The following is a 21481-nucleotide window of genomic DNA, read 5'->3' as shown; positions in this document are numbered from 1 at the left end:
AATCGGCCGGCGCCCTCCGCCTCGCCGGCCGCAACGACACCAGCGAAGCAACCCGCTGGGCAGGCCGCCGACCCCACAGGCCCTTCGAAGTCCTCGGACTGATCAACTGATCGTGAAACGACCGTGACTCCGGACACTTCGTGTTACGTTACTTTCGCCTTCGGTGCCGCGCGGGAAAAGTTCGCGATGTACTCCCACAGCTGTTCGCGTGTCCGGGCGAAGTTGTGCATGTGAGCCATACGCGGAACGACCACGACTGAGATGTTCGACGATGACCGGTAGGCGGACGGTTCCACCCAGGGATCGGGGATGACGTCTCGCTCTCCGCTCGCAATGAGCACGGGTACGTCAATGGCTGCCGCCTCGGCGCTGACCGCACCATCGGTCATCATGGTTATCGCACAGGGCGGCACGGTCGCGCTTCCCCACGGCGTCCGGTCGTCGCCGCGAACGACACCTGAGAAGGGGCGATAGGTGGCGAGGTCGGCTTCCATCAGCTCCGGCTGCTCGTCCGGCCAATGGAAGCAGAACCGGAACTGGTCCTCGTCCGGGCCCACGACGCCGAGAACCTGGTCGGCGATCGGATGTAGGTCGCTGCCGCGGCGCGGCAGGGGATAGGTGATTCGACTGCCGCCGGGCGCGGGGAAATTGGTGTAGATCCCGCTCCAGCCGAGAAAGGCCACGCCGTCAAAGGTGCGGTGGTTGGCCTGCTGAATGGTGAGCAGGCAGCCGCCCATCGATTGACCCATTCCCACGATCTTCGTGACGTCGATCGGCGAGACCTCCGACGCGAGCGAGCCGGCGCCAAGCCTCGCGACGACGTGCTCGACGGTGGCATGGTTGGCCATCGCGAGGTTCTCACAGGTCAGCGCCAGGGGATCGTCGGGTCTGCTGCTGTCGCCGACAAACAGGTGGTCACAGGCCACGAAGACGAAACCGGCGGCGGTGTGATATTCAGCCTGACTGTAGCCGGGAATCGCGCGGACGTCGTAATATTTACGGCCGAATCCGCCTCCCGGGAACCCGAACAATACGGTCATCGGACCGCACGGCTGATCAGGTAAGTACACGGTGGTGGCCGTCCACAGTTCTCCAGGCAGGTCCGTCCGCCCGGTCACGTCCACGTTTACGTTATACGCGCGCATCAGTCTCCGTCTGTCATCCCGGGAGATTATTTCGCCAACCCCCGGCGGGTTCCGGTTCGTTGCTGTTGACGATGAAAGTATTGGCCGGGGCGGGAGCGGTCAATTACCTATGCGTCGCACGCATCAGTCGGGGATCGCCCTTGTCGTTTGATCCGGCTCGCCACCGCGACCGGGCGTCTGCACAGTCCGTGGCCGACCCGGCTCGCCTGGTGTCAACGGCGACGGTTGCCGGTGCGCCGCTAGAGTCTGCGTGTGGATCTGAAGCTGCTCGAGCACTTCGCGGCTGTCGCCGAAGAGCTCAGCTTCACCCGCGCGGCGGCAAGGCTCCACCTCAGCCAGTCGGCGCTCAGCCGGTCCGTGCGGGCATTGGAGGACTCGCTGGGATGCAGCCTGTTCGTCCGCAACACTCGGCAGGTCACCCTGACACCGGCGGGCCAGGCTCTGCGTGCGGAGCTACCCGCGCTTGTGGACCACGTGACTGCTTCACTGGATCGGGTCCGCAGCACCGGCCGTAGCAGCACCGGCCGTAGCAGCACCGGCAGCCGCCGCCAGCTTGTGGTCGGAGCGAGTCCCAACTACTACTGCCCGGCGGCGCGCCACCTACTACAACTGTTCAGCGACCACTTTCCTGACATCGAGCTCACACTGCGCGCCATCCCCTGGTGGGGCGAGAGCAGTTCCCTGCGCAAGGGGGCCGTCGACGCGACCTTCGCGCTCTTCCCCAACATCCTTTCCGACGCCGCCGATCTCAGCTACGTGCCGCTGCAGGCTCAGCCAAGGGTGTTCTGCCTTCCAACCACCCACAAGGAGGCCCACCGGCGCTACTTGTCGCTGAACGATGTGGTGGCCGAACCGCTGGTCTACAGCGCCTACGCCCCACCGTCGGTCGCCGCGTTCTGGACCGTCTCGCCACGCCCGGACGGTTCGGAGCCAAAGGTGATTGCTCGCTGCGAGACGCCGACTGATTTTCTGCGCGAGGTAGCCGATGGCAGGGGCATCGGGATACTTCCGGCGAGTTCGGCTGCGCTTTTCCCTCATCCCGGAGTTGTCTACGCCCAGGCGGTCGACCTTCCGCCGGCCGGCGTGTGTATCGCGATGCTTCAGACCAGGGCACGGCGACCTGAACTGGTCGATCTCAGGGTGACGGCCGAGAAGGTAGCCGCAACCACCAGCTGCCGGGTGTGGCCGGATTCCTCCGTGCACCGCCTTCGGTAGTCCAGGAGAAACGGGACCGGAGCGGCCTCCACAGACGTCGATCTCTCCTGCGAGCGACTGCGGGGCTCTGGCCTGCCTCGACCAGCACGCGCTCGGTGGTGCGCTCCGAACGTCTCTCACGAGAAGGCACTCGTGGTGTGAGGATGGTCGCATGGGCGCATACGACGATGTGTACCGGCGGAGTCTGGTCGACCCGGCGGGGATCTGGGGCGCGGCCGCCGAGGCAGTCGACTGGGTGCGGGCGCCGCGGCGCATCCTGGCCGACGACGCGGCGCCGATGTACCGGTGGTTCCCGGACGCCGAACTCAACACCTGCGCGAACGCACTCGACCGGCATGTGGCGGCGGGCCGGGGCGGCGCCATCGCGTTGATCTACGACTCGCCGGTCACCGGGGTGGTGCGCCGGTTCACCTACGCCGAGCTCCTCGACGAGGTGGCGCGGGCCGCCGGGGCGCTGGCCGGCCTCGGCGTCGGCCGCGGCGACCGGGTCATCGTCTACCTGCCGATGATCCCGGAGGCGGTGGTGACGATGCTCGCCTGCGCCCGGCTCGGGGCCGTCCACTCGGTGGTGTTCGGCGGGTTCGCGCCCGCGGAGCTCGCCACCCGCGTCGACGACGCCCGCCCGACGGTCATCGTCAGCGCGTCCTGCGGGATCGAGCCCACCCGGCTCGTCCCGTACAAGCCGATGCTCGATGCGGCGCTGGAACTGGCGACCCACGCCCCGGCGCACTGTGTGATCGTGCAACGGGAACAGCAGCGCTGCGAGCTGGTTGTCGGGCGTGACCTCGAGTGGGCGCCGCTGGTCGCCGCGGCGCGGCCGACCGCTGCGGTGCCGGTCGCCGCGACCGACCCGCTCTACATCCTCTACACCTCGGGCACCACCGGTCGACCGAAGGGAATCGTCCGCGACAACGGTGGACACGCGGTGGCGATGACCTGGTCGATGCGCCACATCTTCGACATCGGCCCGGGCGACGTGATGTGGGCGGCGTCCGACATCGGCTGGGCCGTCGGCCATTCCTACACCGTCTACGCGCCGTTGCTGGCCGGCGCCGCGACGGTCCTGTACGAGGGCAAGCCGGTCGGCACCCCGGACGCCGGCGCGTTCTGGCGGGTCGTCGCCGAGCACGGGGTGGACGTGCTGTTCACCGCGCCCACCGCGATCCGGGCGATCAAGAAAGAGGATCCGGGCTGCGAGCTGCTGGCCATGCACGACACGTCCGGTCTGCGGGCGTTGTTCCTCGCCGGCGAGCGGCTGGACCCGGCCACCTTCAGCTGGGCATCCGACGCCCTCGGCGTGCCGGTCATCGACAACTGGTGGCAGACCGAGACCGGCTGGCCGATCTGCGCGAACCCGATCGGCCTGGAGCGGTTGCCGGTGAAGGCCGGCTCGCCGTCGGTGCCGATGCCCGGATACGACGTGCGGGTCCTCGACCCCGCCGGGGTGGAGGTGCCGGCCGGCACGGAGGGCGCGATCTGCATCCGACTGCCGCTGCCGCCGGGAACGTTGCCGACCCTCTGGCCGGACGACGACGAACGGTACGTGGCCTCCTACCTGTCCGCGTTCGACGGCTACTACCTGACCGGGGACGGTGGGTACGTCGATGCCGACGGCTATCTGTACGTGCTGGGCCGCACCGACGACGTCATCAACGTGGCCGGGCACCGGCTGTCCACCGGCGCGATGGAGGCGGTGCTCGCCGCCCACCCGGCGGTCGCCGAATGCGCGGTCGTCGGGGTTGCCGACTCCTTCAAGGGGCAGGTGCCGCGCGGTCTCGTCGTGGTGAAGAGCGGAGCGGAGATCACCCCGGCGGTGCTCGCCGCCGAACTGGTGGCCCTGGTCCGGTCGGAGATCGGCCCGGTCGCCGCGTTCAAGCAGGTTGACGTCGTCGCGGCGTTGCCGAAGACCCGATCCGGAAAGATCCTCCGCCGGACCATGCGCGAGATCGCCGACGGTCGGGCGCCCGGCGTGCCGTCCACCATCGAGGATGCCGCCGTGCTGGACGCCCTGCGTCCCGTCCTGCGGGCGCGGGATGGCGGTTGACCAGCTGGCTCTGATCGTGACGGAGCCGGCGGTCTGCCATGGGCAGGCGCCCATCCGGTGTGTCGGGCTGTCTGTCGTGCTCGGCTGTCTGTCGTGCTCGGGTGTCGGGTGTCGGGTGGTGAGGTTTCGTGCGTGAGTTGCTGACGGATCTGCTCGGATGGTGGGAGGTGGAAACGCCGTTCGCCCTGGCGACCGTCGTGGCGACCAGTGCGTCCGTGCCCCGGCGTCCCGGTGCGGTGATGGCCGTGAATACCGCCGGCGAGGTGCTTGGAAACGTCTCGGGTGGTTGCGTCGAAGGGGCGGTTTATGACACGGCGCGACGGGTACTCACCACGGGCGAGCCGGCCCTGGAGACCTTCGGTTTCAGTGCCGACGATGCGTTCGCGGTCGGCCTGACCTGCGGCGGCACGATCAGCGTCTTCGTGCAGCGGATCGATCCCGTGACTGCGCCGGACTTTCCGGCCGTCGCGGTGGCGGTGGCGGCGGCGGAGCCGGTCGCGGTGGCGACCGTCATCGCCGGACCGGCACGGGTGGGGGTGCGACGTGGGGTATGGCTGGACCGGGTGGCCGGCACGTTTGGCACCGAAAGCCTCGATGCGGCGGTCACCGAGGACGCGCGGGCCATGCTCGTGCAGGGGCGCTCCGGTCAGCGCCATTACGGGCCGGCGGGGGAGCGGCGCTGTGACACGCGGCGCCGGGACGAGTGGCGCTGTGACACCGTCACGGTGTTCGTCCAGTCCTTTGTGCCGCCCGCGCGGATGCTCGTTTTCGGCGCGATCGATTTTGCCCGTGCAGTCACCAGGGTGGGTGTTTTCCTCGGTTATCATGTCACTGTCTGCGATGCTCGGGGTGTGTTTGCTACCCGCAGGCGGTTTCCCGAGGCACATGAGGTCGTGGTCGAGTGGCCGCACCGCTATCTGAAACGCACTGCGGTGGACCCATCGACGGTGATTTGTGTACTCACCCACGATCCGAAGTTCGACGTGCCGTTGTTGGAGGTCGCGTTGCGGACGAGGGCCGGGTATGTCGGGGCGATGGGGAGCCGGCGCGCTCATGCCGATCGACTGACCCGGCTGCGGGACGCCGGTCTGACCGAGGTGGAGCTCGCTCGCATCCGGGCGCCGATCGGCCTTGACCTGGGGGCGCGGACCCCGGAGGAGACCGCCGTGTCGATCGCCGCTGAGATCATCCAGAATCGCCGGCGGGGTAGCGGCCAGCCGTTGTCGACAACGGCCGGTCCCATCCACCGCTGCGGAACGGGTGAACAGGGAATCTGGTGATACATCGAGGCGGGCCGTCCCCCCCAGAATGTCATCAATTGGGGCGGTATCGCCGGTTGAGTAGGAAGCACCGGTCGCTCTTTGAGTCTGTTTTGAATCTTGGATCGCCCAGACAGAAGGTCTAGAACAGCTCTGAGCGGCGCTGCCCTGCAGGTGGCTGGTCCTGCGGTGTGTCTACAGGGCAGGCGCATGCATTCGGGCTCGTCGCGTCCCGGAACGACATTCCTGGCCTGTGCTCCCTCGGTTGTCGACCGGTGCCCGGTTCCGGGAACGAATCAAGGACTTACCAATATATCACCCCAAACCGCCTGAAATCGGTTCGACAGGCATTGAGGCGAGGATGAATCGAGAGCTGACAACTCGATCTCCAGCTTTATTCGGGCAATACCGTCAACCGCGACACTGAAATATTCGTGCTGTCCGTAAATTATGTTCTTAATGCCGAGGTCTCGTTCTCCGTCGTCGTCGCTCACTTTGAATTGAACTGGAATTCCGTCGGGTGCCCCGCCGAGGCCGACGATGGCATGAAAGCTGCGGTAGCTTCGGTTTAGATAAATATTCGCAGATGCGGTTTGCCGTGAGCTTCTGTTCGTGCAGGAAAGATCGAAATACAGGCTGTGAGGGTACGCGATGCCGTCAATAAGCGCGGCGTCTGGAGGGGTTGTCAAGCGGAGACATGAGGGTTGGCAACTTTTGGTATCGACCATGCTGTCAGCCAGGTAGGCGTCTTTAGGAGTTCTGGAGACCGTAACCGATGGCTGAGGGGGGCTGGTGCCCTCGGGCGGATTTGTGCCAGGATTCCCCGGGTAACCTTTGAAAACGAAGACCGACGTCAGGATCAAACATATGGCGATCAAGATCAGAGCGAAAATTCTGGGCAGTGGAGGGCGGGGGTTTCCGCGATGATGTAAAGATATCTGATATCCCAGAAAAAATACCGCTAGAATAACAAAACCAGCGACCAGTATTGATATCTGATCCCTGGCAAATGCGAGCAGGGTGCAGATGGTAGTCAGAATTCCAAGAATTTCAAATACTAATCGTACCGGACTGTTGCCTGGCCCTGGCCCGCCCCCACCTGCCATTTAAGATCCATTCACCTGGGTTCGCCTGGTTTTCGGTGATTCTGATCTATTGAACAGCAGTGCGGACTCCCGACAGCAGACGGGTACCCCCCACACATACTCACGTGCGGCCAGGCCGGCACCTGGTAGATCATCGGAGGTGGCTACGCCTGCCGCGTAGCCGGCGGTGACGTGATGCGGTTTGACTGTGGCTGCTGTTCACGATCACCGGCACGGTTTCCGGGTAAGCCGGCATCCGCGTGTGCGATCAGGGCCGGACGGGGCAGGTTCGACCCGAGTTTCCGAACGTGTCCCGCATTGTCAATAATGATGACATGCTCATCCGCGCCCGGCAGGTTCAGACGGTCTTGCTCATGATGGCCTTCGCCTTGGAGTTGACGCTGGCCGGCTGCGGCGGTGACACCCCCAGCCCCAGCGCCGCGCCCGACGATGCCGCGGCGGCCTGCGCGGCCCTGGTCCGGACCAAGCCCGGGCTGGTCGAGCTGGGTCCCGACAAGCTTGACGACATCGAGCGGCTGCGCGCTGCGGCGTGGCTGGGCACGGTCGCGGCGCATGAGGATGACAAGAAGTACGGCAAGCTTCACCTGCAAATGAGTGCGATCTTGCAGGACACCGAGAAGGGGAACTACGCGGGCCTGCCCACGGACGCGCGGGCGGCGCTGTCGGTCTGCTCGGACCTCAACCTGCCGCACTAGCCAGATCACCTGGCGGTCCGCCGCTGAAACTCGTCCAAACCTTCTGTCCACGGAAGCGGACCGCTCCACCCACCGTCGGGAGAGCGTGTTCGCCTGCGGGTCGGGTCTGCCTACGCGCGACGGGATGGAAGGACACACCCTTTGAGCGGGCCGTGACTGCCATGCGGTATAAAGTGATTTGTCAGGTTGGGGGGGATCCGACCCGATGAGGAGCTCCGTGTCCACGACCACGGGACCGACCAACCAGATCAGCCGGCGCCATCTTCTCGGCTTCGCCGCGGCTGCAGCCGCAACCGTGCCACTGACCGCTTGTGAGCCAGGAGCGGCCATGTCGGCCACACCAACTCCAACCACGGCCACACCAGGTCCAACCACGGCCGTGCCGGCACCGAGTGCGGCAGCAGCTGCCGGCCGGCCGGCGAACGGCGCTTTCGTCCATCCCGGCATGCTGCACACCCAGGCCGATTTCGACCGCATGACCGTCAAGGTGCGCGCCGGTACCACACCGTGGAAAGCGGGCTGGGACAGACTGGTAGCCAACGGCCATTCCCAGAGCACGTGGAAGGCACGTCCGATCGCGACGGTGATACGGGGTGGGGACGGGCAGAACTACTCCCAGCTGTACAACGACATCCACGCTGCCTACCAGAACGCGCTGCGTTGGAAGATCAGCGGGGACGTCGCCCACGCCGACGCGGCGCGCGATATTCTCAACGCCTGGTCCGCGACGCTGACGATGGTCACCGGCAACGCCGACCGGTACCTCGCCGCCGGGATATACGGCTACCAGTTCGCCAACGCCGCCGAGATCATGCGGGGTTACGACGGATTCGATCTCAACCGGTTCAAGGCGATGATGCTGAACGTCTTCTACCCCTTGAACGACCGGTTCCTCCGCGAGCACAATGACGCCTGTATCACCAACTACTGGGCCAACTGGGACCTGTGCAACATGGCCTCCATCCTGGCCATCGGCATCCTCTGCGACGACCGCGCCAAGTTCGACCGGGCCATCGAATACTTCAAGAACGGCGCGGGGAACGGGGCCATCATGAAGGCCGTTCCGTTCCTGCACCCGGGCGGGCTCGGTCAGTGGCAGGAAAGCGGCCGTGACCAGGGCCATGCCACGCTTGGCCCCGCCCTGATGGGCGCATTCTGCGAAATGGCCTGGAATCAGGGTCAGGACATGTACGGATACAGCGACAGTCGCTTCCTGCGAGGCTGCGAATACGTCGCGAAGTACAACCTGGGCGAGTCCGTCCCCTTCACCACCTACACCTGGGGTACCGGCCAGAACTGTCAACAGCAGTCGCAGACCGTCGTCGCCGAAGCCGGTCGCGGACTCGACCGACCCTCCTGGGAGCTCGTCTACAACCACTACGTCAAACGCCGGGGGCTGGCGGCACCGAATGTCACTGCCTATGCCGCGAGGGTCCGGGCCGAGGGCGGTGGCGGTGATTACGGTCCCAACAGCGGAGGGTTCGACCAGTTGGGCTTTGGCACCCTGACCCACACGCTGTAGCAGATCGCCTCCACTGTTGCGGATCGGGCGCTTAGCGCAACCGGCTCTGGGTGCGCGTCTGACCAGCTGACCAGCTTCCGCCCTCGGCTTCCCCCTCGGCTTCCACCCTCAGCTGGCACCTCGGAGTCGGGAACGATGTGATTTTCGGGCCGTCATGATGACACCGGATTCACATCGTTCCCCAGAATCTTGGCTGAGCTCGTTATCTTGACCCGGATTACGAGCTGGGGGAGGACGTTGATGACCATGGTGAGTGGGCGGGGTCATGGTCGAGCGGCACGGGAGTGCTTGGCGGTCTCCAACAATGCGATGGGATCCACGGTGCCCGAATGGCCCCCCCTTGGATCGCGTAAGCGATTATATCATTGCCTATCCTAGCGGGGTCCACGTCGGCCTTCCCGCCCGCCGCGATCCCCACAACAGAGATCGCATACGACAGGTGGATGGCCTTCGAGATCGCGGAAAGTGGAGCGGGACAGTCCGCCGCACACGCACCGATCGACCCAGGGCGCCACGTCGGCGCTCATACGGCGCCCGCCGGGATAACTTCGCCCTCGTCAGGTGCGGCCGACCTTTCCCCGCCGCTCAGCACCTCGGCGAGGTACTCGGCCAGCGCCGCCACGGTTGGCCGGTTCCACAGCAGCGTCGCCGGCAGCGGGACGCGGAACAGCTTCTCCAGGCGTCGCCGGATAACCAGGGTCATCACTGAGTCCAGGCCCATCTCCAGCAGCGGTTTGCCGGTGTCCAGCTCCTGGGGAGCCAGTTTGATCTCCTCGGCGACCTGTGTGCGGACCATGTCCATGAGCTGGTCAAGCAGTTCGGCGGGTTCGAGTGCCGACCAGTCGTCGGCGGGGCCGGATCTGCCCGCGACCGTCTCCTCGACGGTGATCTCCCGCAGCAGCGGTGGTCTCGGCATGCCGGAATCCACTGTGATCATGGGTAGGACCGCGCAGTGCGTGCCGACACGCCGCTCGGCGAAATCCCAGGCGCGCAATGCCTCGAGGGGCGAGATGTCCGCAGTGCCACGGGCGTTGAGTTCAAGGTCGATCATGGTCGAGGATGTCGACATGCCCAGCCCTCGCCACGAGGTCCAGCCGAAGCTGATCGTATCGTCACCCCGGTGGGCGGCCAGTGCGTCCAGAAAGGCGTTCGCCGCGCCGGAGCTCGCCTGACCCGGCAGGCCCAGCAGGTACCCGCAGAAGGAGAACATCGCGAAGAAGTCCACGCTGCCTGGCGGGAAGAGTTCGTGCAGGACGAGCGCGCCGTGCGCTGTGGGCGCCATCACCGCGGCCAGCGAGTCCTCGTCCAGCTCGCCGAGCATCCGGTCGTCCGATATCCCGGCGGCGTGCACGATCCCGACGATGGGCGGCAGGCCGAGCGCCGCCGGGTCGAGCGCCGTCCGAATCGCCTCGGCGTCGGTGATGTCGAGGGAGAGGACCTTGACCGTGACGCCGAGGGATTCCAGCGCCCGCACCGCCTCGATCTGGGCGAGGATCCGCTCGTCCGAACAACGGTCCCACTCCGCCCTTTCCGGGAAGGGGCGCCGGCTTGCGAGGACGAGCCGATGTGCGCCGCGTCCGGCCAGGAAGCGCGCTACCTCGAGGCCGAGCGCTCCCATCCCACCGGTGACCAGATATGTGCCGTCCGGGCGGAACGTGGGCGCGGGGCGAACGATGTGGCCGGGCACAGGCATGAGGCGCGACGTTGTCGTCCGACCCTCGATGATCCGCACCGCGTCCTCGTCGGGTCGCGCGCGCAGGACCGCGAGCAGCCGCTCGGCCGATGCGGCCAGGTGGTCGCTGTCGACGATCCCGCCCCACAGCTCGGGCTGTTCCCCGGCGATGACGCGGCCGACGCCCCACATGGAGGCGCCGGTGAGCGAGCCGTCGGGCACACCGCTGGTCACCGCCCAGATTCTCGGTCGCCCGCCCATCCAGCCCGACACACGCTGGGCGACGCAGGCGAGCAGCCATGCGGAGCGCTGCGCGCTGTCAGCCTCGTTGTCGCCCTGCGGTGTCGGGCCGACCAGCACCGCTGTGTTCGCGCCTGCTCGGTCACGCAACCCGTCCAGGGCGTCGGCGTCCGCAATCTGCCAGATCGCAATCCCCGCGTCCCGCGCCGCGTCCGCGATCGCCTCGAGTGGCGTGCCGACGATGACGACCGCGTCGAGGGCGCAGGTGTCCTCTGCCACCGTCAGGGGCCGCCAGACGATCTCGTGGACGAGCCTGCTCGGACTGGCAGCGGCGCCCGGGTCGCCGTCGAGCACCGCGTAGCGCAAGCCGGTCAGGGTCGCGACCACACGGCCGTCGACAGTGGCGATGTCGACGTCCGCCGTGTCTGTGGGGCGCTCCACGCTGGTGCGGATGTATATGAGGGCCTGTGACGGTGAGTCACCGCTGAACGCCACCTGCCTGATCCCGGCGGGCATCCGGAGAGTCGGCGGCCCGCCGAAGACCACCGATGCGATGGACAGCGCAGCGTCCAACACCGACGCCCACGTCGGGGCGGCCCCGTAGCCGGAGTCCACCGCGGCGAACAGCCGTTGGCCGTCGAGCACGCGCAGCTCGGTTATGTGCCAGGGGAAGCCCATCGCCGCGACGCCGATGCCGGCGAGACGGTCGACGACGAAGTCGTTCGGTAGGACGTCCGGGCAGCTCGCACGCAACGCGGCGAGCTCAAGCGTCCGCTCGGCGACCGCACCAAGCGGATCAACGGCGGCCGTGGTGTGGGTGAGCCAGACACCGTCGCCCTCGCCCGTGCCGCCCTCGCCGGTGCCGCCGACGCCCGTGCCGCCGTCGCCCGTGCCGCCGACGCGCCGGGAGCTCAGCCGCAGCGTCGAATCCTGGCAGGAGATCTGGATCTCGCGCGGTGCGCTGACCACGACCGGAGTGCGCAGCACGATGTCGGCGAGCGCGGCCAACGAGCCGCCGTTCGAGGCGGCGGTGGCGAAGGTGTGCAGCAACACGGCCGCAGGAATGATCTCTACGGTGTGTACCGGATGGTCGCCGGGGTAGGGCCGGCAGGTCAGGTCGAGGTAGGTCTGCCAGAGCTCAAGCCGACCCGAACCGACCACGACGGTGTGGCCGCCGAGCAGGGTGTGGCGCTCGACGTCGTGAGAGCGCACGGGCCGGCTCACGGCGGAGTCGCGCCAGTAGCGCCGGTGTCGCCACGGCGTCGTGGGCAACTCGGCCAGCGGCTGCCCGCCGGACGCGCGGCGTGCTTCGACGCCCGCGCAGTGCAGTGCAGCAACGTTGGCGAGCAGCGTGCGCTGGTCGGGGGTGCCGCGCCGGAGCGAGCCGCCGACGTAGCCGTCCGCGATTCCCAGCGCGTCCAGGGTCTCGGCTACCGAATGCGCGACGATGGGGTGCGCGGAGATCTCGACAAAGGCGGTGTAGCCGTCTTCGGCCGCCGCCTGTACAGCCGCCGCGAACCGGACGGGGTTGCGCAGGTTGGCCGCCCAGTAGGCGCCGTCACGCAGCGGTTCCGCGCGCGGGTCGGCCAGCGCGGTGGTGTAGACCGGGATCGAGGCGATGTCCGGGCAGAGCCCGTTCGCCGCCGCGACCAGCCTGTCCAACAGGGGATCCATGTGCCGCGAGTGGAAGGCGACATCGGCGGCAACCCGGCGGACGACCAGCTTCTCGGCTTCCCAGGCGCGGGCTGTTGCCTCGACGGGATCGACGTCGCCTGCGATCACGGTCGACGACGGCGAAGCCGCGATCGCGGCGACGACGTCGTTGCGTTCACCGAGCCGTGCGCGCACCTCGTCGAAGGGCAGGTTGACCATGGCCATCGCGCCCTTGCCGGCCACCTCACGGAGCAGAATCGACCTACGGCAGATCAGCCGCGAGCCGTCGCTGAGGGTCAGCGCACCGGCGACCACGGCTGCGGCGATCTCACCGACCGAGTGGCCGATCACTGCGGCGGGTTCGAAGCCGTGCTCACGCCACACGTCGGCGAGCGCTACCTGCATCGCGAAGATCATCGGTTGGATGACGTCGACCGCGGAGAGTTCGTCGCCGACGAGCACTGCACGCGGAGTGAACCCGATCTCCGCCGCGAATATCTCGCCGACCCTGTCGATCGTCCGCCCGAACGCCGGTTCCGTGGCCAGCAGATCGCGCCCCATGCCCACCCACTGCGACCCGTGTCCGGAGAAAACCCACACCGGGCCCATCGCCCGCCGTTTCGCCGTCCCCAGCCGGACGCCCGCCGCCTCGTTACCGGCCGCCGCCGCACGCAGAGCGGCGACCAGCTCGGCGCGGTCGGCCGCGACGACTCCGGCACGGTGGGTGAGGTGGCTGCGCCGTTCCCGCAGGGTGTGGGCGACCGCGGCCAGTGGGGTGCCCGCGCCGTCGGTCTCGAGCCAGTCTGCGAGATTCCCGGCGGCCGCGGTCAGGCCGGCTTCGGTGGCGCCGGACACGAGGAACAGGGACGGCTGCGCGGTGTCCACCAGGGGTTCGGTCACGTTCGGGGGCGCTTGTTCAAGCACCACGTGCGCGATCGTGCCGCCGTAGCCGTAGCCGGAGACCCCGGCACGGCGTGGGTGCTCGGTGACGGGCCACGGCCGGGTCGTCGTGACCACCTCGAGCCCGGCGGTGTCCCAGGGGATGGCCGGGTTGGGCTCGCTGATGTTGAGGCTCGCCGGTATTTCGGCATGCCCCAGCGCCAACACGGCCTTGATGACTCCGGCGACACCGGAGCCGGCCTCCAGGTGACCGATGTTCGATTTCACCGAGCCGATGAGGCATGGCTGCCGGGCGGGCCGGCCTCGCCCGAGCACGGCGGCCATCGCGGCGGCCTCGATCGGGTCACCGGCGCGGGTACCCGTGCCATGCGCCTCCACGTAGTCGACCGTCGCCGGCTCCACGCCGGCCATGCGGTAGGCACGGCGCAGCAGATGGATCTGTGCCTCCCCGCTGGGGGCCATGATGCCGTTGGTGTGGCCGTCCTGGTTGACCGCGCTGCCGCGGATCACCGCGAGCACCTGGTCTCCGTCACGTTGGGCGTCGGCGAGCCGTTTCAGGACGATCACCGCGGCGCCCTCCCCGCGGCCGTAGCCGTTCGCTGCGGCGTCGAAGGACTTGCAGCGGCCGTCCGGCGAGATCGCGCCTGCCGCGTCGAGGACCATGGTCAGGCCGGGACCGGCCATGATGTGCACGCCGCCGACCAGCGCGACCGGAGTCTCACCGAGGGCCAGCGACTGACAGGCGAGGTGGATGGCGACCAGCGACGCCGAGCAGGCCGTGTCCACGGCGAGGCTGGGACCGCGCAGATCGAGAGCGTGGGAGATACGGTTGGCGACGGCGCACATGGAGGCCCCGATGCCGGTCCAGGCCTCGATGCGGGGCAGGTCCTCGAGCAGGCGGCGACCGTAGTCGTCCGAGCCGACGCCGACGAACACCCCGGCGTCGCCACCGGCGAGGCTCGCCGGCGGGATACCCGCGTGCTCGAGCGCCTCCCAGGTGACCTCCAGCAGGATGCGCTGCTGAGGGTCCATCAGCTCGGCTTCGCGCGGCATGATTCCGAAAAATTCGGCGTCGAATCCCTCGATGTCGTCGAGGAAGCCACCGAAGCGCGTGGTCTTACGCAGCGCCGCGGCGTTCTCCTGGCTGGCTTCGGCGTAGGACGCCCACCGCTGTGGCGGGACCTCGGAGATCGCATCCTCGCCCCGTGCGAGCAGCCGCCAGAATTTCTGGGGTGTGTCGGCGCCGCCCGCGAAGCGGCAACCCATGCCAATGATCGCAATGGATTCTGTCACGTCAGCCATAGGATCGGTTCCTTCGAACATGGACGGTGAAGAACGGAACGAATACCTTAAAGGCGAAACTGCTCTCGGCCTGCTCGAAATGCTCGATCGCCGGCTCGACCACACAGGCTATGTCGCCACTTTCGACGCCGACGCCGACGCCGACGCCGACGCCGAGTAGTTGATCGACCGGCATTTTACTGACGGCTGGGGAAACCCAATCAAAGGCGCCAGTTCAATCTACGGGGATCTCGCGAGGAGTGCTGTTCGGGGAAATGAGGACGCGTACCAGCTCGGTTCTGATTACGGCTTGCGGCTTGCGGCTTGCGGCAGCGGCGCCGGTGTTCCCGAGGTTTCTGTACCCGCCGTTCCACCTGCGGTCAGCACGGTTAAGAGTCTGTTTTGAATCTTGGGCTCGCCCGGACAGAGGATTCAAACCAGGCTCTTAACGATGTGAATCTGATGCTCCTGCCACAACACCAGATTTACATCGTTCCCAAAGAGCGCCCGGCAATAGTCCCGCGACGCCGCGCCCCCTGTCGCCGGTCGCTCTAAGGCCAATTCAATCAAGTCGTAGCTGTGTAAGTAGTCAGCAGGGTCGACAGAAGATTCAAAACAGGCACTCAGACCCCCCAAGTCGTCGGCTCGGTGCCACGTTGTGCATCGCATGGCTGACGATAGAGGAAGGTCCTGCCTGGAAGCAACTGTCCTGTTTCGGACTGCGACGGCCACCAAATGTGGTAATCGATCACTACAACAGCCGCCGGCCCCACCGATCACTGCAGCAGCAGGTGCCGCCCAGCACCAGCACTGGCCTGCTGTCCGAACCCGGCACGCCGATCAACGATCAACAATCGTGATCGTCTCGACGGGATCATTCGCGACTACCGGCAGGCTGGAGAACCTCGGCAGCCAGACCCAACCGCAGCGTTTCGGGAGAAGTCGTCCGAGGTGCTGGAGAAAAATGCTACCATAAGTACATATTAATGTTCTTATTGATCTTTTGATCCAAAGATTGGGTGAACGATGAGGCACCCCCTCTCCCGGAGAAGGTCCATGCGGCGATATCCTCGCGCACCCCTCGGCATCATCCTGGCTGTCCTGGCCTTCACGGGCTGCGCATCGTCAACCGTTGGCGCCGAGGACGGGCGATCGTCGAAGGACCCGGTCACCGTGGTGGCGGCCGCCTACGACAAGACCCTGGAAGCGACGACGATGCGCTTTTCGATCAGCCAGCGGCTGACGGTGCCCGTCGAGGGCAGGACCGAGACCATCGAGGCGACCGGCGAAGGGGTGACGACCCTCGACGGCCGTACGATGCGCCTTAAGGGAAACGTCACCCAAGCCGGCGACTATGAGGGCATGGTTCTCGACGGGATCGAGTACATTCGGTACGCGGATCAGGAAAAACTCTCCCTCCCTCCCGGCAAGACCTGGATTCGTTTCGACCTGAGCGCCCTGCTCGGCATGGGGGTCAATGATTTCACCGGACCGTCCGGGAGCGACCCGCGCCAGGGCCTTTCCTTCCTCCACGGTGTCGTTGGGGAACCCCGTGTAGTAGGTGAAGAAGACATTCGCGGAGTCCGCGCCACCCGGTACGCACTGGTCGTCGATCCGGAAAAAGCCGCCGCTGAGCGGCCGTCCGCAGCGGCCAAGATGCTGTCCGCTTCGATCGCCACCAAAACATTCCCGGCGGACGTCTGGATCGACTCCGAGGGTCGGATAATCCAAATGGCATACTCGATAACGATAAAAAACATGACCGGAAACGTCGCCGGCTCGTCCATGACGGTGGGCAACACCGTCGGATTCTTCGACTACGGGGTGCCGCTCGGTGACATAACTCCTCCACCGGCAGATCAGGTGGAAGATCTCACCGATAAGATCCGGAACAGCAGTCGGCAAGGCGGCGGGTCAGCTGCCGGCTGAGGCCGTTTCCACTGCCGCGCACCGGTCGATACAGCGACGTTCCCATCGATGTGCTGTCTCTGTGCGTGATTCCCCGTAGGTCGTCGCCGGGGGAGAGAACGGCACGGCCGGTACCGCGGGGGTATGGACTTTCTGTATCGTGATGATCTAGATGCTGTACTGGATGGTACGGTAGCGGGCGGGTCTTCTTGGCGCCTGTCGAGGTGGTTTCATCTCGCCGGTGGTTACCGGAAGATCCTCCTCCGTCGACTTATCGCCTGGCGTCGTAGTGCTGACGCCAGGCGGTGCAGTTGGTGAGGTAGGCGGATAGCTGCTGCCGGGCGAAGATCTCCGGGTCCCATGTGACGGGCTCGACCGTGGCGGGGTCCTCAGCGGCGTAGGTCCACGCATTCTTGCCGTTGGCAAAGGTGATCCGGGCGAGGATGTAGAAGTCGGCTTCGAAGGTGTCGACGGTTTGCCATTCCTCGGCGGTGAGGTCGTCGAGTAGATGCCCGGAAGCGGTCGCTTCGGGTTCGGCGATGAGCGCGGGGTAAACGCGTCCGGGTAGGGCAGCGGCACGCCATCCGTGCACGGTGGCCGGTGTGCGGTGGGGGTCGCGGTCGATGAGGATGCGGACGACGTCATCGAAGAGCAGGCTTCCGTAGACGAACAGGGGCGCCGGGTCCGTCGCCAGGGCGGCCAGCCGGCCAGAGGTGGGCACGCTCGGTTGGGGTGAGTAGGCGTTGGTAGGCGGCATGGAAGACCTTTCCCGCGGTGGCGGTGTCGCGGCGGTGTCGGCGAGGGCGACGCCGGGGCGCTACCGAAATGCTGCGGTTCATCCACCGGCGTCCGTGGGTGGCCACGTTCGTCCGCCACCCTGGCTCTCAGTCGGTGGCCTTGGGATGGCCGGTACCGGCGTAGATCACCTACACGGTCCGGTTCGACTCGTCGATCAGATACCAGATGCGTCCGCCGCCGGTGGGCGGCACAGCGGCGCGGTCTCCTCGCTTCGGGCTCATTCCGCTTCGACGGCGGCCGGCCGGGGGACAGGCCCGAGATCGCCGTCCGGTTCCCGAGTCAGCATCGTGTACAGGGCGGGGTCGGCGTGGATCTCGGCGCTGTGTCGCCACTGGGCGAGCAGGACGGCGATGGGAGCCAGTGTGTTCAGCGTCATCGCGCCGCGGGCTGTTTCGATCAACTCGGTGAAGAAGGCGTCGAGGTCCTCCGCTGGCAGGAACGTCGTCCAGGGCAGGGCGTCGGGCAACGCCTGCCGTAGGACGGCGGTGTTCCCCGTGCGGACCAGGCCGGCGAGCATGCGGATGGCGAAGTCGACCACGGTGGAGTCCTGTTCCAGCTGGTCCACCCGCATCAGCGCGAGGTCCGTCGCGTCGCGACGGCGCAGCCGTAGCGCTCGTACCTCGTCGAGCCGCCGGGTGGTTGCCGCTGGGTGGGTTAAAGCCTTCGGTGGACGTCTGGAGATCGTCGCGGGTTGATCGACGGCTCGTAGGCAGTCAACATCGATCCGCGTGATCGAAGATCCATCAGACACGCCCTAGGGCTGATCCGGCGTCAGGTAGCCGAGCTGATGGGCGTCTCATCATGCAACTGGCTCGGCGAGGTCGAGGTAAGGCAGGACCTCCGTCTCGAAGAGCTGCAGACTGGCCCACGCCTTCTTCGGATCGGTGCCGCCGAAGAGAGGACGGAGGATCAGGTGACCATCCAGGCCGAGCTCTCGGGCGATGGCGATGCAGCGTTCGGGCGTGACGATCTGGTAGGCGCCGCCTGCGCGTAGCTCGTCTACGGATCCGATCGGCGGATACCACTCGCTGGATCCCATTGCTGATTCGGCGATCCACCGGGCGTAGCTGTTTGCGGCGTGCAGGAGATTCGGGCCGACGTCGGCCCAGCCGGCGTCGGGATCCGGGCACACGTAGAGGAACGTCGGGCCGCGCGGAATCCACGGGCCGGGGTCGCGTCCCAGCTTCAGGCATTCGTCCCGGTAGAAGTCCCAGGCGCGGGGTTCGGCGGGATCGAAGCCGTCTGCGAGGTGGGCGGCTCGCCGTGCGGGCGCTTCGGCTCCCCCACCCATGATGATCGGCGGATGCGGCCGCTGGGCGGGGGTTGGTGTCACCGTCACCGTGCGTCCGCGGAATTCGAACGGCTGACCCGTCCACGCCAGTTTGCAGACCTCGATGGCTTCGATGACCCGGCTGCGCCGTTCGTGGAGACCGACGTCGAACATGTCGAACTCCGGCGTTCGGTAGCCCGCGGCGAACACCGGGCTCATCCGGCCGCTGCTGAGCAGGTCGACGACCGCGAGGTCTTCGGCGAGGCGGAGCGGGTGGTAGAGCGGAGCGAGCAGGATGGGGCGGAACCGCATCCGTGCGGTGCGGCCGGCGGCGGCGGCCGAGGCGATCAGCGGTGACGGCAGGTAGCCGTCCTCGGCGCCGTGGTGCTCGCCGAAGTACACCAGATCGAAGCCGAGTCGGTCGGCCCACTCGCAGATGTCGAGCATGGTTGCGGCGAGATCGGCCGGACTGGCGGTGGCGAAATCCGGGCGCCGAAGGTCGAACGACAGGCGTAAACGGGGCACGGCTGGTCTTCTCCTTGTAAGAGCGCCCGGCAATAGGGGCGTGGATCACGGAGCGGCGCTGGGGTGCGTAGATCGCGAGGCGGCGGAGGGCGCGGCGGCCTAGGGCGCGGCGGCCTGGCCGACTACCAGGGGCAGGGTCGTCATGCGGACTGCGACCGACACCTCGTGGGTGAGGCCGCACAGGTCGCCGAGGTGGTAGTCGGGGATGCGGCGGTGCCATTCCTCGACGAGCACGCGCAGTTCCATCCGGGCCAGGTGTGCACCAGCGCACCGGTGCGGTCCCAGGCCGAAGGCGAGGTGACGGTTCGGCAGCCGATCCGGATCCATCTTCTCCGGAGACGGGAACAGGTCGGGGTCTGCGCTTGCCGCCGACAACAACAGGAGGAGTCGGTCGCCGTCCTTCCACGTGATCCCGTGGAAATCGACGTCGCCTTGAACGGTCCGGGAGACCAGCGGGATCGCCGGGAAGCACCGCAGGGCCTCCTCGACCAGTCCGCCGACCACCTGCGGGGTGTCGTTGACGCGCCGGCGCAGGGCCTGGTTCTCGGCGAGCAGTTTGAACAGAAACGCCATGGTGGACGCGGTCGTACCGAGGGACGTGCCGAGCAGGGTGTAACAGAGCTGAACGATTTCCTCGTCGGTGAGGGGTCGGCCGTCGAGCTGCTGGGACAACAGGTAGGTGGGGACGTCGTCGGCGGGCCGGCGCCGCCGGTCGGCGAGCACCTCTTCGAACATGCCACGCACCTTCGCGACCGCCGCGGCGAGCTGCACGCCACCGGGGTCGTTGCTGGCGTTGAGCTTCGCCGGCAGCAGCCGGGTGGCAACGATTTCGTCGGCGCCCGCGAGCGGAAGTCCCATGTGCTCGAGGAAGACCTCGGCCGGGATGCGCAACGCGACGTCGGCCATGAAGTCGCAGCCGCCTCGTGCGGCGACCTCGTCCGCGATCGTCGCGACCGATGCCCGGGCTCGTGGCTCGAGCCTTTTCACGGCCGCGGGCGACAGCAGCGGCGTGATCAGCTTCCGGACCTTGGTGTGCTCGGGTGGATCCAGGTTCGCCGGCATGTGGAACACCGGAGGCGGGTCCCGGTAGAAGGTGAACGTCTCGCAGTTGGAGTAGCGCTGCGGATCCTGGCTGATCTCCTTGTACAGGTCGTAGCGCGTGATGACCCAGAAGCCGCGCGCCGCGGTGCTGTAGAAGACGTCGCCGAGTTGCTGCGCCGCCAGGATCGTGCCGAGCGGGTCCTCCTTGAACGCCGGATCGCATTCCGGGTCGAAGTTCGTGACGGGCACGCCGGCGTCGCGGGCCCGCGCCTCGGCGTCGGCGCCGGCGTCGGCGTCGGCTAACGTCACAGGTCCATCGTTCATCGGTTCTCCTGAAAGACGGGCGCGGTAACGGTCGGCAGCCGGCCTTCGCCAAGCGCTTGCGCGTGGGTGAGGAGCGTCGCGGTGTCCGCCGGGTCGGTGAAGACGCAAAAACAATGTTTGTCGAGGGCTTGCCGCAGGATGTCGTCCGCCATCGTCCGCGGGTCCGACCCGTAACGCTCGAGGAAGGCGCGGCTCGCGTGCAGAACCTCCGCGGAGACCTGGGCGCTGCCGTAGTCGGCTGGGCGGTTGCGGACCGCGTCCGCCATGCCCGAACGGATGGCGCCCGGCAGCACAACCGACACGCGTACGTCGGAGCCGACTTCGAGGAGGTCATGCTGCACCGTCTCGGCGAGCGCGAGCACGGCGTGCTTGCTGGACACGTAGGGCGCTAATGCCGGAAGCGTCGCGACGGCGCTGTTCGACGCGGTGATGAGGACATGGCCCGCGCCTTCTTTCAGCAGAATCGGTACGAAGCTGCGGATTCCGTGGACGACACCGAACACGTTGACGTCGTAGATCCAGCGCCAGTCGTCGACCGAGAGCTCCCAGGCACGGCCCCGCAGATTTACTCCGGCGTTCAGGCACACGATGTCGACGCGGCCGAACCGGTCGAGGGTCCGGCTGGCGAGGGCGGCGACCTCGTCGTCCTTGGTGACGTCGGTGCGAACGGCGAGCACCTCCGCGCCGTCGACCTGCAGGCGCTGCTGCGCCTGCGCGAGCGCGTCCCCGTTGATGTCGGCGATCACGACGCTCATCCCTCGGGCCACGAGGCCGGCGGCCAGTCCGAGCCCGAGACCGCTCGCCGCGCCGGTGACGACGGCGACACTCGTTTCGCCCACGATGCCCCCAGTCCGTGATGACTAGTTGTACGTCTAACAAGTAA

At 67.0% G+C, this 21481-nt stretch carries 15 protein-coding genes; 7 read left to right on the top strand and 8 right to left on the bottom strand.

Annotated elements, in window-relative coordinates; genetic code table 11:
• Nucleotides 1-143: 143 nt before the first annotated feature.
• Complete coding sequence (locus U9983_RS06215) at nucleotides 144-1040, bottom strand: alpha/beta hydrolase (RefSeq protein WP_322753104.1); 897 nt, start codon at nucleotides 1038-1040, stop codon at nucleotides 144-146.
• A gap of 357 nt (nucleotides 1041-1397) precedes the next feature.
• Here U9983_RS06215 and U9983_RS06210 point away from each other — a divergent pair, with 357 nt between their 5' ends.
• The 3 genes from U9983_RS06210 (at nucleotide 1398) to U9983_RS06200 (ending at nucleotide 5684) form a co-directional block, all read left to right on the top strand.
• Nucleotides 1398-2360, top strand: a complete 963-nt coding sequence (locus U9983_RS06210; RefSeq protein ID WP_322753103.1) for a LysR family transcriptional regulator — start codon at nucleotides 1398-1400, stop codon at nucleotides 2358-2360.
• 151 nt (nucleotides 2361-2511) lie between these two features.
• A complete protein-coding gene (locus tag U9983_RS06205) occupies nucleotides 2512-4404 on the top strand; it encodes an AMP-binding protein (RefSeq protein ID WP_322753102.1) in 1893 nt (630 codons plus the stop codon).
• 128 nt (nucleotides 4405-4532) lie between these two features.
• A complete protein-coding gene (locus tag U9983_RS06200) occupies nucleotides 4533-5684 on the top strand; it encodes an XdhC/CoxI family protein (protein ID WP_322753101.1) in 1152 nt (383 codons plus the stop codon).
• A 275-nt stretch (nucleotides 5685-5959) separates the two neighbouring features.
• On the opposite strand, the gene U9983_RS06195 is transcribed toward U9983_RS06200, so the two are convergent.
• The gene (locus tag U9983_RS06195) at nucleotides 5960-6769 is read right to left on the bottom strand and encodes a hypothetical protein (protein ID WP_322753100.1); all 810 of its coding nucleotides are present in this window, start codon (nucleotides 6767-6769) and stop codon (nucleotides 5960-5962) included.
• 287 nt (nucleotides 6770-7056) lie between these two features.
• Here U9983_RS06195 and U9983_RS06190 point away from each other — a divergent pair, with 287 nt between their 5' ends.
• Both U9983_RS06190 and U9983_RS06185 read left to right on the top strand, forming a co-directional pair.
• The gene (locus tag U9983_RS06190) at nucleotides 7057-7464 is read left to right on the top strand and encodes a hypothetical protein (RefSeq protein ID WP_322749889.1); all 408 of its coding nucleotides are present in this window, start codon (nucleotides 7057-7059) and stop codon (nucleotides 7462-7464) included.
• A gap of 328 nt (nucleotides 7465-7792) precedes the next feature.
• Nucleotides 7793-8986: an alginate lyase family protein gene (locus tag U9983_RS06185; RefSeq protein ID WP_416211291.1), complete on the top strand. Its 1194-nt coding sequence runs from the start codon at nucleotides 7793-7795 to the stop codon at nucleotides 8984-8986.
• A gap of 523 nt (nucleotides 8987-9509) precedes the next feature.
• Here the strand turns inward: U9983_RS06185 and U9983_RS06180 are convergent.
• On the bottom strand, nucleotides 9510-14753 hold the full coding sequence (locus tag U9983_RS06180) for an SDR family NAD(P)-dependent oxidoreductase (protein ID WP_322753098.1): 5244 nt from the start codon (nucleotides 14751-14753) through the stop codon (nucleotides 9510-9512).
• A gap of 19 nt (nucleotides 14754-14772) precedes the next feature.
• Between U9983_RS06180 and U9983_RS06175 the strand changes: the two genes are divergently transcribed.
• Both U9983_RS06175 and U9983_RS06170 read left to right on the top strand, forming a co-directional pair.
• Nucleotides 14773-14913: a hypothetical protein gene (locus tag U9983_RS06175; RefSeq protein WP_322753097.1), complete on the top strand. Its 141-nt coding sequence runs from the start codon at nucleotides 14773-14775 to the stop codon at nucleotides 14911-14913.
• A 992-nt stretch (nucleotides 14914-15905) separates the two neighbouring features.
• Nucleotides 15906-16661: a hypothetical protein gene (locus U9983_RS06170; RefSeq protein WP_322753096.1), complete on the top strand. Its 756-nt coding sequence runs from the start codon at nucleotides 15906-15908 to the stop codon at nucleotides 16659-16661.
• Nucleotides 16662-16911: 250 nt separating this feature from the next.
• Here the strand turns inward: U9983_RS06170 and U9983_RS06165 are convergent, their stop codons facing one another.
• The 5 genes from U9983_RS06165 to U9983_RS06145 form a co-directional block, all read right to left on the bottom strand.
• On the bottom strand, nucleotides 16912-17397 hold the full coding sequence (locus tag U9983_RS06165) for a gamma-glutamylcyclotransferase family protein (RefSeq protein ID WP_322753095.1): 486 nt from the start codon (nucleotides 17395-17397) through the stop codon (nucleotides 16912-16914).
• Nucleotides 17398-17655: 258 nt separating this feature from the next.
• The gene (locus tag U9983_RS06160) at nucleotides 17656-18189 is read right to left on the bottom strand and encodes a hypothetical protein (protein ID WP_322753094.1); all 534 of its coding nucleotides are present in this window, start codon (nucleotides 18187-18189) and stop codon (nucleotides 17656-17658) included.
• Between the two features lie 48 nt (nucleotides 18190-18237).
• Nucleotides 18238-19233, bottom strand: a complete 996-nt coding sequence (locus U9983_RS06155; RefSeq protein ID WP_322753093.1) for an LLM class flavin-dependent oxidoreductase — start codon at nucleotides 19231-19233, stop codon at nucleotides 18238-18240.
• 99 nt (nucleotides 19234-19332) lie between these two features.
• Nucleotides 19333-20598 (bottom strand): cytochrome P450, encoded by a 1266-nt coding sequence (locus U9983_RS06150; protein WP_322753092.1) that lies wholly within the window; start codon nucleotides 20596-20598, stop codon nucleotides 19333-19335.
• Nucleotides 20595-21437: an SDR family NAD(P)-dependent oxidoreductase gene (locus U9983_RS06145; protein WP_322753091.1), complete on the bottom strand. Its 843-nt coding sequence runs from the start codon at nucleotides 21435-21437 to the stop codon at nucleotides 20595-20597. The genes U9983_RS06150 and U9983_RS06145 overlap by 4 nt, the downstream gene beginning before the upstream one ends.
• Nucleotides 21438-21481 lie beyond the last annotated feature (44 nt).

Origin of the sequence: Protofrankia sp. Cas3, from assembly GCF_963555955.1 — a bacterium.
Lineage (GTDB): Bacteria > Actinomycetota > Actinomycetes > Frankiales > Frankiaceae > Protofrankia.
The sequence above is the reverse complement of the archived record's forward strand: the minus strand, read 5'-3'. Positions and strand labels throughout refer to the sequence as shown.